12 protein-coding genes are annotated in these 17,903 nt (G+C 72.9%); 4 read left to right on the top strand and 8 right to left on the bottom strand.

Annotated features, from left to right (window positions below; genetic code table 11):
* Positions 1-90: 90 nt before the first annotated feature.
* From MXD60_RS01560 to MXD60_RS01575, 4 genes are read left to right on the top strand one after another with little or no spacing between them, the layout of a single operon-like run.
* Complete coding sequence (locus MXD60_RS01560; RefSeq protein WP_248817115.1) at positions 91-855, top strand: ABC transporter ATP-binding protein; 765 nt, start codon at positions 91-93, stop codon at positions 853-855.
* Positions 852-1,736, top strand: a complete 885-nt coding sequence (locus tag MXD60_RS01565; protein ID WP_248816960.1) for an ABC transporter permease — start codon at positions 852-854, stop codon at positions 1,734-1,736. The genes MXD60_RS01560 and MXD60_RS01565 overlap by 4 nt, the downstream gene beginning before the upstream one ends.
* Positions 1,733-2,749, top strand: a complete 1,017-nt coding sequence (locus tag MXD60_RS01570; RefSeq protein WP_248816961.1) for an ABC transporter substrate-binding protein — start codon at positions 1,733-1,735, stop codon at positions 2,747-2,749. Before MXD60_RS01565 ends, MXD60_RS01570 begins: the two co-directional genes overlap by 4 nt.
* Positions 2,746-3,468 (top strand): TenA family protein, encoded by a 723-nt coding sequence (locus MXD60_RS01575; RefSeq protein WP_248816963.1) that lies wholly within the window; start codon positions 2,746-2,748, stop codon positions 3,466-3,468. The genes MXD60_RS01570 and MXD60_RS01575 overlap by 4 nt, the downstream gene beginning before the upstream one ends.
* A 17-nt stretch (positions 3,469-3,485) precedes the next feature.
* Here the strand turns inward: MXD60_RS01575 and MXD60_RS01580 are convergent, their stop codons facing one another.
* The 8 genes from MXD60_RS01580 to MXD60_RS01615 all read right to left on the bottom strand — a co-directional run.
* Positions 3,486-4,736 (bottom strand): type II toxin-antitoxin system HipA family toxin, encoded by a 1,251-nt coding sequence (locus tag MXD60_RS01580; protein ID WP_248816965.1) that lies wholly within the window; start codon positions 4,734-4,736, stop codon positions 3,486-3,488.
* Positions 4,736-6,340, bottom strand: coding sequence for a DUF262 domain-containing protein (locus tag MXD60_RS01585; RefSeq protein ID WP_248816967.1), 1,605 nt, complete (start codon positions 6,338-6,340; stop codon positions 4,736-4,738). Before MXD60_RS01585 ends, MXD60_RS01580 begins: the two co-directional genes overlap by 1 nt.
* A 101-nt stretch (positions 6,341-6,441) precedes the next feature.
* Positions 6,442-8,304, bottom strand: coding sequence for a class I SAM-dependent methyltransferase (locus MXD60_RS01590; protein ID WP_248816968.1), 1,863 nt, complete (start codon positions 8,302-8,304; stop codon positions 6,442-6,444).
* Positions 8,305-8,313: 9 nt separating this feature from the next.
* Positions 8,314-9,504: a nucleotide disphospho-sugar-binding domain-containing protein gene (locus MXD60_RS01595; protein ID WP_248816969.1), complete on the bottom strand. Its 1,191-nt coding sequence runs from the start codon at positions 9,502-9,504 to the stop codon at positions 8,314-8,316.
* A gap of 125 nt (positions 9,505-9,629) precedes the next feature.
* Complete coding sequence (locus MXD60_RS01600) at positions 9,630-10,547, bottom strand: alpha/beta fold hydrolase (RefSeq protein WP_248816970.1); 918 nt, start codon at positions 10,545-10,547, stop codon at positions 9,630-9,632.
* 29 nt (positions 10,548-10,576) lie between these two features.
* Positions 10,577-10,912: an acyl carrier protein gene (locus MXD60_RS01605; RefSeq protein WP_248816971.1), complete on the bottom strand. Its 336-nt coding sequence runs from the start codon at positions 10,910-10,912 to the stop codon at positions 10,577-10,579.
* Positions 10,913-10,918: 6 nt separating this feature from the next.
* The gene (locus tag MXD60_RS01610) at positions 10,919-16,201 is read right to left on the bottom strand and encodes a type I polyketide synthase (RefSeq protein ID WP_248816972.1); all 5,283 of its coding nucleotides are present in this window, start codon (positions 16,199-16,201) and stop codon (positions 10,919-10,921) included.
* Positions 16,194-17,903, bottom strand: a 1,710-nt coding sequence (locus MXD60_RS01615) for an SDR family NAD(P)-dependent oxidoreductase (RefSeq protein WP_248816973.1), incomplete at its 5' end; no start/stop codon positions are given. The genes MXD60_RS01610 and MXD60_RS01615, both read right to left, overlap by 8 nt.

The following is a 17,903-nucleotide window of genomic DNA, read 5'->3' on the forward strand; positions in this document are numbered from 1 at the left end:
GCCCGGGGCGCGGGCCGGCGGCCGGGGGGCGGGGGCGGGGCGGCGCCGGCCCCCCCCCCCCCCCCCCCCCCCCCCACCGCCGGGATCGAGATCACCGGGGTCAGCCGCCGCTTCGGCGACACCTCCGCGCTGGCCGGGACCGATCTGAGCATCCCGGCCGGCGCGCGGATGGGAATCGTCGGGCCGAGCGGCTGTGGCAAGTCGACGCTGCTGTCGATGGTCTGCGGGTTGGACGAGCCGGACACCGGCCGCATCGCGGTGCTCGGCGCCGCGTCCGCGCTCGACCGACTGGACCGCTGCGCCTGGATGCCGCAGCGCGACCTGTTGCTGCCCTGGCGAGGGGTGCTGGCCAACGCCCGCGTCCCGCTGGAGAACCAGGGGCTGTCCCGCGCCGAGGCGTCGCGGCGGGTGGCCCCGCTGCTCGACCGGTTCGGGCTCGCCGAGTTCGCCGAGCACCGGCCCGCGCAGCTGTCCGGAGGGATGCGCCAGCGGGTGGCGTTTCTGCGCACGATCGTCGCAGGCAAGCCGGTGCTGCTGCTCGACGAGCCGTTCGGTGCCCTCGACTCGATCACGCGCGCGGACCTGCAGGACTGGCTGCGGGCGATGCTCGCCGACGAGCCGCGCACCGTGCTGCTCGTCACCCACGACGTCGAGGAGGCGTTGCTGCTGTGCGACCGGGTCGCGGTGATGTCGGCCAGGCCCGGCCGGATCGTCGCGTCGGTCGACGTGCCGCCGTACGCCGGCAGCGGTGCCACCGCCCGGCGTGCCCGCCTCGCCGACCCCACGTTCGTGGCGCTGCGCGACGCCGTCCTCGGCCATCTGGAAGACGCCCGCCAGCCGGAGGCCGTCCGATGACCGTGACCCGGCCCGCCGAGACGCCCGTTCCCGCCCGCGCTGTCGGGCCCGCGGCGACACCCGCCGACCGCGGGCCGGCGGCCGGCGGCGCAGGGCGCCGCCGCGCGGGTCGGGTCCGGGCGCTGTGGCCGAGTGTGCTGCTCGGTGTGGCGCTGATCGGCTGCTGGGAGGTCGTCACCCGGGTGCTGCGGGTCGAGGAGTACATCCTGCCGGCGCCGGACCAGGTGGCCACCGCGCTGGTGGACCGGTGGGACAGCACCCTTCGCAGCGCCACCTGGGTGACGTTCACCGAGATCATCCTTGGCTTCGCCATCTCGGTCGCGGCCGGCCTCGTCCTCGGCTGTGCCCTGCACTTCTCCGCCACGGCGCGCCGCGCGCTGTACCCGCTGCTGATCGGCTCCCAGACCATCCCGGTCGTCGTGATCGCGCCGATGCTGGCGATCCTCTTCGGCTACAGCATCACCCCGAAGCTCATCCTGGTCGCGCTGATCTGCTTCTTCCCGATCGTGGTCGGCACGCTCGACGGCCTGGCCTCCGTCGACCCACGCCTCGTCGCGCTGATGCGCACCCTGCACGGCGGCCGCACGGCGATCTTCACCCGGGTGGAGTTCCCGGCCGCGCTGCCGTCGGTGTTCACCGGCCTGCGGCTAGCCGCCGCCTACGCGGCGACCGGCGCGGTGTTCGGCGAGTACTCGGGCGCCGCCGACGGACTCGGGCACGTCATGCGCCAGGCCGTGCCGCAACTGCAGTCGGCGCTGGTGTTCGCCGCGATCGTGCTGCTCACCGCGATGTCCGTGGCCCTGTTCGGGCTCGTGAGCGTCGCTGAGCGGCTGCTTGTCCCCTGGCACCATGCCCCCATCCGAGAAGGGACATCCACATGATGTCGCCGCGCAACCGCCGGCTGACCCTGATCGCGGCCGCGATCACCGCCGTCACGCTCGCCGCCACCACGGCGTGCGGTTCGGACGGGTCCTCCGGCGCCGGGCGGCGGTCGGCCACCGTGCTGCTCGACTGGGAGCCGAATCCGGACCACCTGGGGCTGTACTCGGCGCTGGCCGGCGGCGACTACACCGACGCGGGCCTGAACGTGACGCTGCGCTCGCCGTCCGACCCGTCCGACCCGCTGAAGCTGGTCAGCACCGGCACCGTCGACCTGGGCATCTCCTACGAGCCGGAGGTCGTCATCGCCGGTACGGAGAAGCTCGACGTGATCGCGGTCGGCGCGCTCGTCCCCACCGCGCTGAACTCGATCATGGCCGTGGGCTCGGCCGGCATCACGAAGCCCGCCGACCTGGCCGGCAGGACGGTGGGCACCGCGGGACTGCGCACCGACGAGGCATTCCTCGACGCCATCGCCAAGGCCAACCACTTCGACCCCGCGTCGATCCACCGCGTCGACGTCAGCTCCGACCTGCTACCCGCCATGATCTCCAAGAAGGTGGACGCGACCCTCGGTGCCTACCGCAACGTCGAGGGCGTCACCCTGGCCGACCGCGGCCTCGCGCCGAAGGTCATCCCGGTGACCGACGCCGGCGTGCCGCAGTACGACGAGCTGGTGATCGTCGCCCGGCGCAGCCGGCTCGCCACCGACCCCGCCTACGCCACGCTGGTGCGCGACTTCCTGCGGGGGACGGCGGCGGGCACCGCGCGGGCCCTGGCCGACCCGGTGAAGGCCACCGACGCGCTGGCCGGTGTCGCCGATGGCTACGACCCGAAACTGCTGCCGAAGATGGTCGCGGCGACCGCCCCGCTGCTGCGCAACCCGGCCGGCTTCGGTCGGATGGACGTCACGGACTGGGCCTCGTTCATCGGCTGGATGCGCGCCGAGGGCCTGATCAAAACCACGGTCCCGACCGCGGACGTGGTCACCGACGCCTACCTCCCGAAGCCGTGACGCCCGAAGCCGCTACGGCTCCGTTCACCGCCCACCTGGGGGCTTCCACCGAGCCGATCTACCAGGCGATCCTGCGTCATCCCTTCCTCACCGGGCTGACCGACGGCACCCTGCCGCGGGCCGCGTTCGCCCAGTTCGTCGTCCAGGACTCGCTCTACCTGCGGGACTATGCCCGGGCACTGGCGGTGTGCGCGGCGAAGGCGCCGACCGAGGCGGACGTCCGGGCCCTGGCAACCGACGCCGCAGAGGCCGTCGCCGCCGAACAGGCCGTGCACGCCGACTTTCTCAGCGCCCTCGCCGGCAGCGGCAGCGGCAGCGGCAGCGGCAGCGGCAGCGGCAGCGGCAGCGGCAGCGGGGCGTCGATACCGGCCGCGCCGACGACGCTGGCGTACACCAGCTATCTGCTGGCGACGGTCTACGGCGGGTCGTTCCTGGAGGGGCTCGCCGCGGTGCTGCCCTGCTACTGGGTCTACGCCCGGGTCGGCGCGGAGCTGCTCGCCGCGTCCTCCCCCGACCCGCTGTACGCGCGGTGGATCGCGGCCTATGGCGATCCGGCGTTCCAGACCGTGGCGCAGCGGGTCATCGCGCTCACCGACCGGGTAGGCGCGCAGGCGTCACCGACCGAGCGGTCCCGCGCCGCCGGGCATTTCACCGCGACCACCCGGTACGAGTGGATGTTCTGGGACGCCGCCTGGCGCGCCGAGACCTGGCCGGTCTGACCCTTCGGCACGACCGATCACCGCTGCTCGGTGACGAGTCCCAGCGTGCCGAGCCGGCGGGTCAGTGTCACCAACGCATCCGCCGACAGGAAGTCCCCGAGAACCGACCAGTTGGCCAGCATCCGCTGGGTGGCGTCATGTGCCCTCGCTCTGGCCGCGGAAACGCCATAGTTCGTGCGCCGTCCGATAGCATCAAAGCTCGTCGACGTCACCGCCTCGAACGCCTTGGAGCCATTCAGGTTGAGACCTAGATCGTCTGCTGGCATGTACAGAACGGTTGGCACGACGTCATACACCGGGCTCAGCGCCGGCCGCCGACCATCCGGATAGGTGACCGCCCAGTTCTTGAGATGGGCGTCACCGTTTCCGACCAGCACGTTCAGCACCAGCCGGTCTATGGTCTGGCCGACTTCCTCCGCTCCGCACAGCGCATCGATCAGCACAGCGATCGTTTCGAAGTTCGCCCGCATGTACTTCGCCCTGTCCTGCGCGGTGGGAATGTTGACTATCTGCGCCAGTTCTTCCATATGCATCCGGACGCCGTCTGCTCTCCGGTCGAACCGGCGCACGGCAAGCGCCGAGCCGCGCGCCCGCGCAGCCCACTCTTCGAGGCCGGGCACGTCACCAGGAGTAACGAGGAAGGCCTCCGGAGTCTCGATGCCGGCTGCTCGAGCCAACTCAAGACTTCCCAATTCGGCTTCCGGGACACCCGAGAACCCCGCCCGGCCGTCCGGAAACTTCAGGACAAAATTGCCGGCCTGCCCTCGCGCAGGCACCGTCAGACCTCGGTCCTGTCCATATACAGAGAACTTGAGCTGTACCCCGGCAAGACTGAACTTGAGCAGCGGGTCGTCATTCGTCAACGAATCCGACACCGCGTCCGCAGCGGAGGCCGGGACGTCCGTCAAACCTGACGATGAGACCTTCCTGGCACGAACCGCGCCAGGAAGGTCGGCCTCCCCAAGTCTGGCGAGCAGTTCGAACTCGCGCTTGCTACTGATGTGCGCGGCGTCCGATACGGCCGCCCGCAGCATCCCTTCGGGAAGCAGGTGCGAGAACCATCGCGGCAGCGCCACATGGGCGTTGGGTTCCCAGGTCGAACCTTTTTCCTCGAAGATCTGACCCAGCACCGGCCGATGCGCGGTATTCCAGTAGGAGTCTCGCATCTCAAACCAGTTCTTCTGCTCGCGACTATGTAGTTCTCCGACGTCCACCCACTCTCCGGTCGGCCGTTGCAACTGGACGGCGAGCGTGGCGGTGTTCGCCACTAGGGCTCACCCCCCAGCCCAACACGCAGTAGATCGTCAAGGGGCGGCCGAATAATTGCCCTGAACTCGATCCGGCTGTCCAGAAACTCACCTACCAGCTTGTCGAGATCACGCGCACGGGCAGCCAGAAACTCGTCGGTCTCGCCGGCGTGCAGGTGATGCGCCGCCTCTTCTCCGATGGCATGACTCGCGAGTACCCGCGGGTCCCGGATCTGCCGGATAGCGGGAGATCCGACCGGCCAGAAGGCCCGGACGGCAGCCAGGCCCCGCCGCCGACCCGGAACGATGTCCGTGATCGCATTTACGCCGAGCAGCTCCAGCTGTTCTGCTACATTCACGGGAGCACCCTCCGCGTCCAGCGGCCGAAGAGAGTACAAGGCCAGCAGGATGAGCCTGCTCTGCGCCTTCCTCGTGTTGAAACTTTCCAGACTCAGCCGAGGCAGTTCCCGGTCCGGCACGTAGTCCAACAGTTTCTTCACCGCGTCGTATTGGCTGGGAAATTCCCCGTCCTGATCGACCCGCGGGTTGATGGAGTTAACCGCCCGCCGCAGGACGGGAGTCTGTCCGCCCTCGTGGCCGAATCCATGCACCCAACCCCGCCAGAGCCATCTGGCCAAGAGTCGACGATTCCAGGAATCGGGCGACTCGTGCCGGAAGAAGAAAGCAGCGAGAACAGGTAGTGGAAGCGTGTTCGGAATAAGCATGAGATGCGGCACACCGACAGCCTTGAGAAATTCTATGCTTTTCGCCAGCGACTGTTCGGCGTGATCATACCAGTCAGCGGGATCCTCGTCCGCGGCGAACTCATCACGAAAATCGCGTTGGATGTCGCCGCCACGGATCGCGAGAAGACTTTGGACGACGCGATTTTCGTCGACCTGCCCGAACCCGAGGCCGCTGAGCCCTTGGACCACGCTCGCCGGACTACCCGGCTCGGTCTCGCTGGCGAAAAGCGCATGGAACACCTGAGCGCGGCTGATCGGCTTACCCGCGGAGTTTACCCGATCAAAAACGGAACGAAGCAGCTCCTGGTCGTCACTGGCGACCACATAGGCGGGAATACGAAAGTCGCGAAGAGTTCCACCGAGCCGCTCGGCGGCCGCAAAATTCTTGTCCTCGAGATCGTCCGGGTGGTTCCTCAGCCACCTGATCAGACTGGCGCCGTCCAATGCCTCACTGAGTGGAACAGCGCGCGGCGGCGTAACGCCGCCCCTGGGATTTACAAACTTCTCGGATTCCAGGTCAAAATAGACATCAAATCTGTCGTCGCCGACCTTCCGGCCGAGCCAGAGCGCCAGGGAAAGCGACACGATGCGCTGCTGCCCGTCAACTACCCAAAGGGCCTGGTCCACTTCAGGAACACTGAGGGTGACCGGGCCCAGCTGTACCTCGCCGACTGGACCTCGACGCTGCCAGAAAAGGAGAGTGCCGAGCGGAAATCCCCGGTAGAGGCTGTCGAAAAGATCCCGGACATCCTTTGCGTCCCACACGAAGGACCGTTGGAAGGTCGGAATTCTGATCCCGCCTGTCCTGGCCAACTCGACAATACTCGGGATGCTGTAGGAGACGGACCCGGATGTGTTCAGAGGCAGTCCGCCGGCCACGCCTGTTCCCTCCCAGCGCGCTTCTCACCGCAGCCCGGCCGAGCCCGGCGTTTCGACCAGGTTACTCCTGGTCATGCCGTAGGACGGGAGGGCCGCGGTGGTCAGACCTCCTTGCGGGCGATGATGAGGCAGGTGCTGCCGGACTTCTGGCTGTGCGCGTAGCGGCTGGTCAGCCAGTCGAGGACGCGGGCCAGGGCCAGCAGCGGGGTGATCATCCCGCGGACCAGTACCCAGAGGATCATGCGGACGGGGACGGCGGCCTGCCGTAGCCAGGGCATCGGGCGGGGCGCGATCGTGGCGGCGACGAGCAGGACCGCGCCGGTCAGGTCGCCGGGGCCGCGCGGGGCGGCGAAGCGGACCAGGACGGGCCGCAGCCCGCGGTCGGCGAGCGCGGCCAGCAGGTTGTCGACGGGAATGAAGTTGACCCGCTCGGGCACGGCCCAGCCCGACCAGAACCGGCCGAGCCAGCGGGCCTGGCGGCACTCGCTGTTGGGTAACTCGCAGAGCAGGTGGCCACCGGGCGGAAGCGCCTTCGCGAGCGCGTCAAGCTCCGCCGACGGGTCCTGGCTGCGTTCGAGGTAGCCGAACATGCTGATCACGTCGTACTGACCGGCCACCGCCTCGACCACGGCGGGCAGGCGGCCGTCGTAGCCGTGGTCCAGCCAGCCACGGTGCAGGCCCTCGTCCAGGTTCGCGGGCGTGTCGACGCCGTCGAAGACCGTCGCCGGCCAGACCTCGCGGGCAGCGTTCGGGAAGTGCCCGTAGCGGCAGCCGACGTCCAGCCAGGTCCGCGGCACCACGTACGGGCGGATCGCGGCGGCCTGCGCCCGGCGGCCCCGCGCGATCACCGCCAGTGCCTGCTCGGCGGTCTCGGCCCGCAGCCCGTCGTAGCGGTCACGTTCGTAGAACTCGTGGCCGGCGCGGCTCAGCGGCGGGTTGAGGAACACGTGGTCGCAGTGCCGGCAGCGTTCCAGCCGGAACTGGCCGGGCTTGCGCATCAGCATGTCGGGCGAGTCCAGCCGGGTGACCAGTTCGAGGGAGCCGCACCAGGGGCAGTCGTCACGCTCCCGGCCGAAGAACCGGTCGAGGCCGGCGCGCACGGCCCGGCCGTAGGACTCCCGGCTCGCCGCCTTGCGCTGCCTGGCCGCGTGCTTGACCGGGTCGGCCGGCAGGCCCGCGGCCTTCGCCTCGGCGGCCCGGGCGGACTGGCGGCGGTTCGCGCGCACCGAGTCGATGACGAACAGCACGCCGCTGAGGATGCGCACGATCGGGGACCTGATCAGGTCGCGCGGCGAGAGCGGCACCCGCCCGGCGCAGACGAAGAACGGCTGGAACCAGAACAGCGCGGTCGCCGCGATTCCCCACGGCCGATTGACCTGCGTGCCGATCGCAGTGCACAGCTGGGGCACGAACGGGAAGAGCTGGTAGTGCCGGGTGAACCGGTAGGCGCGCTGCTGCACCCGCACCCGCATCGCCGCGTCGTCGCGGGCGGCCCGCAGGCCGGGCAGCACGGCGAGGTCCGTGGCGTCGGCCGCGTACAGCTTGAGCCGCTCGGTGACGTCGACGAGTTCCACCGGGTCGTAGTCGTCGCGGCGCTCGATCCCGGCCCGGTCGAGGATCTCCGAGCGGACCAGCAGCGCCTGGAAGGCGCCCCGGCCGGACGCGGTGCGCGAGGTGCGGTAGCTGCGGGTGTCGACCATGCGGGCCAGGTCGAGAGCACGCTCGACGGTGAGGTCCGCCGGGACGAGATCGAGGACGGCGAGCCGATCGCGGCTGGCATGATAGCTCGCCGCGCGCCGGGCGCCGTCGCTGATCCGCACGCCGGCGGCGAGCAGGAACTCGTGGTCCGGGTCCACCGGGCGGCCGGAGACGGGCACGGTCTCCAGCCGGCGCAGCCGGCCGCGCAACCGCACCCCGTTCAGGATCAGCCCGACGCACACCAGGATGGGCAGCCAGGTGAGCACGCCGTCACCTCACACGATCAACTTCTCGACATGCTCCGCCGCCGCCGCTACTCCGCCGGCTCGGGCAAAGGCGTCCTGCAGCCTACCGGCGGCCTCACGGTAGCCAGGATCGTCCAGCACCGTCGACACCGCGGCCGCCACCCCCGCCGGGCCGGTCCGGCCGAACTTGATCCGCAGTCCCGCGCCGCTGCGGACCACCTGTTCGCCGATGATCGGCTGGTCGTCCCGCACGGGGGCGACGACCAGCGGCAGGCCGTGGGCGAGGGACTCGCAGACGGTGTTGTTCCCGCCGTGGCACACCACCGCGGACAGTCTCGGCATCAGCTCGACCTGCGGCACGAACGGCGCGACGAGCAGGTCGTCCGGTGCGTCGAGGTCGTCGACGAGACCGGGGGGCGCGACCACCACGGCCTGCACCTGATCGCGCAGCGAGAGCAGGCCCTCGGCGGCGGCGCGCAGGAACCGGCCACCGGCCTCCCTGGTCACCGTGCCGAGCGAGACGAGGACCGCTCGGCGGTCCGCGTCGAACCACTCCCAGGGGAACGGCGCGCTCGCCGCGCGCTGCCCGCCGACGGCGCTGCCGACGAAGACGGTGGACGGCGAGGCCGTCGACGCGTCCCCGAGCAGCTCCCGGACCGAGAACACGATCACCAGGTCGTCGGAGAAACGCAGGTCGCCATGGGCCGCCGCGGCTGCCGGCACGCCGTGCGCGACCTGGAAGCCGCGCAGCAGGTCGGCGACCCACTGACCGAGCCCGGCGAGCACGCCGTAGGGGTCGTCGAGCTCGGCGGACGTGGTCGCCAGGGTCACCCAGCGCAGCCCCCGGCGCCGCGCCACGACCGCCGCCCCGATCGCCTGCTGGTCCGCGACGAGCACATCGGGGCGGAACTCGTCGACGACGCCGTCGATCGCCGGCAGCGACGCGGTGCCCAGCGGGAGCAGGAACTCCTCCCACAGGAACTTCAGCGACGCCGGCCCGCGCAGCCCCTTGGACCGTTCGACGATGGCGACGCGCTCGGCTTCGGTGGCGTTCTCCGGCAGCGCGAACAGCCGCAGGCCCGGCGGGACCAACGGGCCGATCACCGAGGCGTGCCCGGCGACGGCGACCTGGTGGCCGCGGGCGGCCAGTTCGCCCGCGACGCCGACCGCCGGGTTGACATGGCCGGTCAGCGGCGGCACCACGAACAGCACCCGGCTCACGTGCGCTGCCTCCTCATGTATTCCGCCACCTCAGGTACCGGGCCGCCGCACGCACGGTGCCGAGGCACCGTGGCGCCGCGGGAATGCCGCCACTTCAGGAACGCCGCTTCGACAACGCCACCTCCTCAGGTGGACAGCTTCTCGGCGACCTCCGGCCGGCGGGCGGAGGTGAGGTCGGGCGGCGGCACCATCTGCGTGACCCACTCCGGCGTCTCGAACCGCCGCTCGGTCGGCGGGACGTGGTCCGGGCGCGGCGCGTCCCGGTCGAACAGCCACCAGCCCAGCAGTACACGCAGGTAGGCGGTCGCCTCCCGCAGCACCATGTGGGTGTGGTGGGCGAGGACGACGAGGGTGCAGTCCGGGACGAGCGCGGCGAGGCCCTCCGCCTGGTCGATGATGTCGGAGTTCTCCCCGTACACGGCCAGCACCGGCACCGGCAGGGCCGCCAGCGCGTCCCGGGAGAACGGCGGGGTCGCCAGCATGTCGTCGGCGATCGTCGTCTCCTCGATGAGCCGCCGGGCCGAGCGCAGCGCCCGGCCGGCGACCCGGCCGGCGCCGTTCTCGACCCACTCGGCGACCTCCTCGTCGGACATCGCGACGAGGATCTGGCTGAGCGAACGGGCCATCTCCTCGCCGAGCCCCTCGATCAGGAACGGCGGTTCGATGAGCGTCAGGCTCGCCACCCGGTCGCCGTGGCCCAGCCCGTACGCCAGTGCCATCGTGGCACCGTAGCTGTTGCCGATCACATGGACCGGGCGGTCCACGCCGAGCGCGTCGAGCAGGCCCGTCAGGTCGGCGAGCGAGTCGGCGAGCGAGTAGCCGTCCGGGGTGCGCTCGCTGCGGCCGTGCCCGCGCAGGTCGTAACAGATCACGTCGCAGCCGGCGTCGGCCAGCCAGGTGCCCAGCGCGAAGTAGAAGCTGGACATGTTGTCCATGATCATGCCGTGCACCATGACGACGACCGGCGCGTCCGGGGCCGCACCGCCCTTTGGCGCGAGCCGCTGAACGTGCAGCCGGATGTCGTTCGCGTTGATCTCAGCCACGGGCACCTTCCCTGTCGGCGGATGTTCGGTCAGGCCGAGCCGGCGGCCGCGGGAGCGGGCAGGCTGTCGACGATGAACGTGACGACCTCGCCGACATGCATGTTGATGACCTGGTCCACGTCCATCTTCGCGAGGAAGCCGACGAAGTCGACCGCCTCGCCGTAGCGCTCCCGCAGACGGTCCGCCAGCGCCACGAACTCGATGCTTTCCAGCTCGAGGTCCTGGCTGAACGTGGTATCCGCCGTGATGTCCAGGTCGAGCGCGTACTCCTCGCCGATGACCTCACGCAGATCCTCGGCGACCTCGCCGAGCACCCGGGCCTCGATCGCCGGGTGATCCGCCTGCGCCACACCAGTTCCAGACATGATCCTTCACTTCCTCTCGCTCGGTAGGCCGTTGGCCTCGACCTCGGGTGAGGTCCAGGCGACGACGTAGCTGGCGACGGCCCCGGCCCGACTGGTGGGGCCGCCTTCGGGGACAGGTTCTGGTACTGCCTCAACAACCGGCCCGGTCCTGGTCGCGGACCTGGTCCTGGCCACGGACCCGGAACTGATCGCGGGCTCGGCCGTCGGCACGGGCTCGGCCGCGGGGACGGATCGGCCGCCGTCGACGGGCCCGGTGCCGGCGATCCCAGCCCTGGCGGCGGCCCGGGCCGGGAAGTCGGGCTGCGCCGGCGCGAAACGGACGGCCTGCCCGTCCGGCCGGATCCGGCCAGTCCCATCCACCGTACGCAACGCCACCCAGCGGGAGCGACGCGGGACCGGTCCGTCCGGGCCGTCCCCGTAGGTGGTGACCCGAACCAGCTCAGGCGGAACACCCCCGGCCCAGACGGCCGTGGACCATCCCGGGCCGGGCGGATGGGGGCCGTCGACGACGAACTGGCGCGGGCGTCCCGCCAGCCCGGTGCGGTCGGCCTTCGCCGCCGCCTCCTTCGCCGCCCACAGCCGGGTGAACCACAGCGCGCGCAGACCCGGATCGTCGCCGGCCAGCCGGTCGAGCATGGTGCGTTCCGCCGGCGCGAGCGCCGCCCGTTCCACCCCCGGCGCCCTGGCCACGACCTGCTCGACGTCGATGCCGACCGGTCCGTCACCGGACACCACGGCCACCGCCAGCTCCGGCTTGTGGGCAAGGGACACCCACGGCGGGTCCGTGGCGGGTATCCCCGCACGGGCCGGCAGGCCACGTACCCGGGGGGCGCCCACATCGTCGTTCTCGATGCCGACCTCAAGGCCCCAGACCGGTCCCGCGCCGTGATCCCACAACCAGCGCCGGACCGCGTCCTGCACGGCGATGCGGCCGAGCAGCCGACCGCGGGCGGCCCGCGGGTTGAGCTGGGCGAGCCGGTCGCGGGCGGCCGCGTCGAGATAGTGGCGGACGATCAGTTCGCGGGACGCGGCGTCGGTCCACCGGTCGTGCGCGCCGTGCCAGCCCTCACCCGACGGCCGGGCGACGGTGTGCAGCTCCGGGGCCCGGACCATCGCCCACAGCACCTCGTCGTTGGCGAAACGGCGGTCCGTCCAGGCCGACACCCGTGCCCACAGCCGGCCGTCCGCGCGCCGCAGTTCCAGGTCCGCTGTCACCGTCCGCTCGGTGATCCGGCGGATGCGCACCACGCAGTCCACCAGGTCATCCTCGACCGGGGCCGGGCCGTACAGGCGCAGCTCGGTGATGGACGAGGGCAGCAGCAGCGAGTCGACCGCGAGGTGCTCCATCGCCCAGTAACCGAACAGCTGGCCGGCGTTGTCGAGCAGCGCGCCCGACGCCGACGGCACCCGCAGCCGGCCCCGGATGCCCGCCGCACCGATCCCCACAATGTCCTCGACACCCTGGTAGCCAGGGCCGTGGAAGAGGAACCGGGCGGCGTAGAGGTCGCGGCCCTGATGTCGGGACGGTCCCTCGCCGGGCAGGGGGCCGGGCACCGCGTCGTCGACGGGGGGCGCCGGGTAGTTGTCGGCGAACAGCACCGTGCCGCGGGCGTAACCGGCCATGACCACCCGGACCGCGTCCGGCCCCGTCGGGGTGAGGGTGATCGAGAGGTCGACCGCCGGTTCGATCGCCAGCCAGCGCAGCGCCCGGACGTCACGCAGGCCGACCGGCACCCGCCCGGGCAGCACGGCCGCCGCCTCGACGACCATGAGCTCCAGCACCTCGGTCATCGGCACGACCGGGAAGCGGTCGGTCAGGTCCCCCCAGCCCGGCGCCTGCCGGTAGAAGCAGTGATCGATGATGTGCGGCATCGAGTCCAGCGACACCCGACGCCGCACCGTGCGCGCGGCAGGCACCGACACCGCAGGCACCGCGGGCGCGGCAGGCGCGGCAGGCGCGGCAGGCGCGGGCAGGGGCGCGGCCGGCGCGGGCACGGCGGCAGGGGGTCGCACCGGGTGCCCGGACCCCGCGCCCGCACCGGCGGGCATCCCGGTCGGGCCCGTCGGCCGCCCGCGCGGACCTGGTCGCACCGGCCATCCTGCCCTGGCCTGCGGCCCGGTCCGGGCCGGCGGACCCGCCGCCCAGCGGTCGACGACCGCCGCCATCACCGAGTCGGCATCGGTCAGCGCCGCCGCCAGCTCGGCGAGCACCGCCTGACGCTGCGGCGAAGCTGCCGCCGTTCGGGACACCAGCTCCGCCGACGGGCCCCGCACCACCGAGCCCCGCAGCACCGAGGGCAGCGGCACCGAGGGCAGCGGCACCGACACGTCGGGCAGCGGCGCACCGGGCGTCGAGGCGGCCGGGGCCGGGGGGGTGACAGCGGTTGTCGGTCCGCCGTCGGTCCGTGGCCCGAGCAGGTCCGCCGCGGCGGCGCCGAGCCGGACCAGCGGGGTTGCGAGCGCCAGCCGGACGGGCACGCCATGCCGGCGCGGCAACTGGGCCCGCCGTCCACCACCGGCGGCGACCGGCACGGTCTCGGCGGCGGTGGGAGTCGGCACGGCCGACGGCTGCGGCCGGGTGCGGCAGGGCAGCAGGTCCAGTCGCGGCGAGGCGCCCTCGACCCACATCGCGGCGGCAACCCGGCGCAGCTGGTCCAGCCCGGAGCGCTTCGGCGTGTTCGTGACCAGGGCCGCGTAGTCCCGCCCGCGCAGTGTGTCGTCCACGAACCCGGCGACACTGCCGACGCCGACCTGCACGAACACCCGCACGCCGGTGTCGTGCAGCCGGCTGAGGAGTTCCCGGAACCGGACCGGTTCGAGCAGGTGGCGCATGGCGAGCGCGCGGATGGCGTGGTGCTCGCGCGGGTAGGGCGCCACCGTCGTCGCCGACCAGATCGGCACCGTCGCCTCGAGGAACGGCATCGAGCGGAAGATGGCCCGCAGCGAGCCGAGGTAGGGCGCGAGGAACGGCGAGTGGAACCCGGAGCGGAACGGCAGGACCTGGCCGAGGACGCCTTCCCGGCGCAACCGGTCGAGAACGGTGCGCACGCGGTCCTCGCGACCGCAGACGATCGACTGGTGCGGGCAGTTGTCGTGCGAGACGACGATCTCGTCCAGGTCGGCGATGACCTCGGCGGCCCGGTCGGCGCCGCAGCCCAGGGCGCCGAAGACGACACCGGGCACCTCCAGCGCGGCCGAGTCGAACCCGGCGATGAACGAGTCCGTGGCCGCGTCGGTGACCAGCCCGCAGGAGATCATCGCGTTCCACTCGCCGACGCTGTGCCCGCCGACGACGTCCGGGACGATGCCGAGGCGGCGCAGGGCGATGTCGAGCACCCGTCCGACCTGGATGCTGGCCACGCCGTGCTGGCCCAGCTCCGAGGTGCCCGGGAGGGCAAGCTCACCGAGACCGAAATGCGCGCTCACGTCGTCGACGCGCGGGGCGAACTTGTCCTCCAGCCCGCAGAACAGGAACGCGGTGCGCCCGGCGGCGGAGTCGAGCAGGCCCGCGGGGGTGAACCAGAGGTCGTTGCGCCCGCGCCAGGGCGCCCCGCGTCCCACGACCGTGCGGGCGAGGCCGAGCCGGCGCGGGTTCGGCGCGACCAGGGCGAGCCGCCAGGGGCCGCCGGTCGGCGGCGCCGCCGCGTCGTCCCGGTCGAGCAGCTCGGCGTCGGGCCGGTCGAGCTGGGCGAGCAGGTCCGCCGGGCCGCTGCCGGCAAGCATGAGCACGGCCTCGGCGTCCGGGTCGGCGACTCGCGGCGCCGCGCCGGCGACGGCCGGACGGGCTTGGTCGGCCCGCGCCGACGCGGTGGGTGCGGGGAACGTGCGGGCCGCGGTGACGGCGGCGCTCGGCGGCGCCTCCTCGACGACCAGGTGGGCGTTGATCCCGCCGAAGCCGAACGCGTTCACGCCGGCGCGGCGCGGGCCGCCGCCCGCCGGGGTGTCCCACGCCGTCGCGGCGCGAACCGGGGCGAAGCGGCTGCCGGCGAAGGCGGGATGCGGTTCGTCGCAGTGCAGCGTCGGGGGCAGCACCCGGTGGTGCAGCGCGAGCGCCGTCTTGATCAGACCGGCCGCGCCGGCCGCCGGCATCGCGTGGCCGATCATGGATTTGACCGATCCGATGCCGATGTCGGCCGCCGCGCCGGAACCGGGCGCCAACGCCCCGAAGATCCGGCCGAGGGTGGTCAGTTCGGCGGCGTCGCCGGTCGGGGTGGCCGTGCCGTGCGCCTCGACCAGGCCGCCCCCGCCCGGCGCCGTCGGGTCGAGGCCGGCGTCCGCCCAGGCGCGGCGCACGGCGAGCGTCTGTCCGTCGGCGGCGGGGGCCATCAGCGAGGCGGACCGTCCATCGCTCGACGTGCCGGCTCCGCGCAGCACCGCGTAGATCCGGTCGCCGTCGCGGCGGGCGTCGGCGAGGCGGCGCAGCACGAGCATGCCGACGCCCTCACCGATGAGGATGCCGTCGGCGCGCCGGTCGAACGGGCGGATCGCCTCGCTCGGCGACAGCGCCCGCAGCAGCGTGAACACGCTCCAGAACGACGCCTCGTGGACGAGGTGCGCGCCGCCGACGATCATCGCGTCGGTCCGGCCGGAACCGAGGTCGCGCATGGCCTGCTCGACGGCGATCAGCGACGACGCACAGGCCGCGTCCACCGTGTAGGCGGGGCCGGACAGGTCGAGGCGGTTCGCGATGCGCGACGCCGCGAGGTTGGGCACCAGCCCGATCGATGCCTCCGCCCGGACGGGGCCGAGCTGGTCGACGAAGGCCGCCCGGACCCGCTCGACGGCGTCGGCCGGCAGGTCGGGCAGCACCTCGTGCAGGGTCGTGACGAGCTGGCGGGAGGTCCGAACCCGCTGTTCGAGCCGGGCGACCCCGGAGCCGACGTAGCCGCCGCGGCCGAGGACGACGCCGACACGCTCGGCGTCCCCGAGCCGGTCGGCACCGCCGGCGTCGGTGATGGCCTCGGCGGCCAGGCGCAGTGCCAGCAGCTGGTCCGGCTCCACCCAGTCCAGGGCGTTGGGGACGATCCCGAACGCGGTCGGGTCGAAGTCGGCGAGTTCGTCGACGAAGCCCCCGCGACGGCAGTAGAAGGAATCCCCCGCCCCGTCCGCGCCGGCGGCGGCGAAGTACTCGTCGATGTCGAAACGTCCCGGGGACACGTCCCGGATCGCGTCGACGCCGCCGACGATGTTGCGCCAGAACGTGTCGAGGTCACCGGCGCCGGGGAACAGCGCCGACATGCCGACCACGGCGATCGGTGGCGTACCCGGCAGGTGTCGCCCGTCAGCCATCGAACGCCGCCGCGTCGGCGCACATGTACACGACCTGTGCGGGGCCGTCGGCCGGGCCGGCGAGTTCACGCAGCAGCGCGGCGACGCCCTCGGCCGGATCGATCAGACCGATGCCGCGCCGGGCGTACTCGCGGGCGAGCTCCGCGGACACCATCCCGCCCCCGGCGGAGCCCCAGGGGCCCCAGTCCACGCTGACGACCCGGCCGGTGAACCGGCCCGCCGCCGCGTGCGCGAGGGTGTCGAGGGCGTCGTTCGCCGCCGCGTAGTCGACCTGGCCACGGTTGCCGAACACCCCGGCGACGCTGCCGAACAGGGCGATGAACCCGATGTCGTCGCGCACCGCGCCGAACAGCGCCCGCGCTCCGTCGACCTTCGTCCGGAAGACCTGATCGAAGGACTCGGGCGTCTTGTCCCGCAGCAGCCGGTCGGCGAGGATGCCGGCGCCGTGCACCAGTCCGTCGAGGCGGCCGCGGCGGGCGTAGATGTCCGCGACGACCGCGGCGACGGCGTCGGCGTTCCGCACGTCGACGGCGTGGTAGCGCACCGAGGCGGCGAGACCGCCGAGGGTGGCCAGGGTCGTGCGCACCTCACGTTCGGCGAGCAGCCGGCCGATCCGCGCCTCGATCTCCGCCGGGCGGCGGACACCCGCCTCGATCAGCGCGCGGCGCAGTGCGGGCGCGTCGGCGGCGCCGGCGGTCGCCGGGTCCTCCGGCGCGGCGGGCGGCTCGGTGCGGCCGATCAGTTCGATGGCGCAGCCGGTGCGCCGCGCCAGCTCGACCGCGACCGCCGCGGTGATACCCCGGGCGCCGCCGGTGAGCAGCACGACCGAGGACGCGTCCAGCCCGCCGGGCAGCTCCCCGGCGCCGACGAGGGGCGCCCCAGCGACCCACGGCAGGGCGCGGGCGCCCTCCCGGTAGCCGACGACCACCGGCCCGCCGGGCAGCAGCAGCTCGGCGAGGAGATTCTCCGCGATGCCCCGCGGCTCCTCCTTCGGCTCGACGTCGACGGCGCGCAGCGCGAGTCCCGGCACCTCCCGGGCGATCGTGCGCACCAGGCCGGCCAGGCCCGCCCCGGGCGTCGGACGCACGGCGGAGGCTCCCGCGTCGCCGCGTCGCCGCTCGGCCGAACCGTCCTCCCGGCCCGACGGCTGGCCGAACCGGCCACCGTTGCCGGTGACGACGAGGACGCGCCGGCTGCCGCCGAGCGCCGCGGCCCGCAGCGCCGGGAACGCGCCGGGCAGCACCGAGCGCTCCCCGGCGCCCGGGTCGGCGGAGGCGATCCAGACGAGCCCGTCCGCGCCGACGCCGGCGCGGATCTGGTCGACGAGACCGGGATCGTCCGCGGCGAGGATCCGCGTCTCGCCGCCGGCCTGCTCGAGCCGGGTCGCGAGGGCCAGGCCCACGCCGAGACCACCCTCGACGAGCAGGAACCTCGCCCCGGCGAGATCGGGCCGCGGCGCGTCGGCCGGCAGCGCGACGGTCCGCGGCTCGACGACGTAACGCCGCAGCGGGATCGGCGCGTCCGGCTGGTCGGTCGCGCCCGGCGCCGCGGCCGCGACCGCGGCGAACTCGGGCTCACCGGCGTCGGCCCGGTCCCGGGCGACGGGGCCGGCCGGCTCGGCCGGTTGCCCGCCCGTCTCCGCCGGGGTCCGCCGGGCGACGATCCAGTCGACGATGCCACGCACCGTCTTCACCGCCGCGAG

The sequence above is a fragment of the Frankia sp. AgB32 genome (assembly GCF_023243045.1).
Taxonomy (GTDB): Bacteria; Actinomycetota; Actinomycetes; order Frankiales; family Frankiaceae; genus Frankia.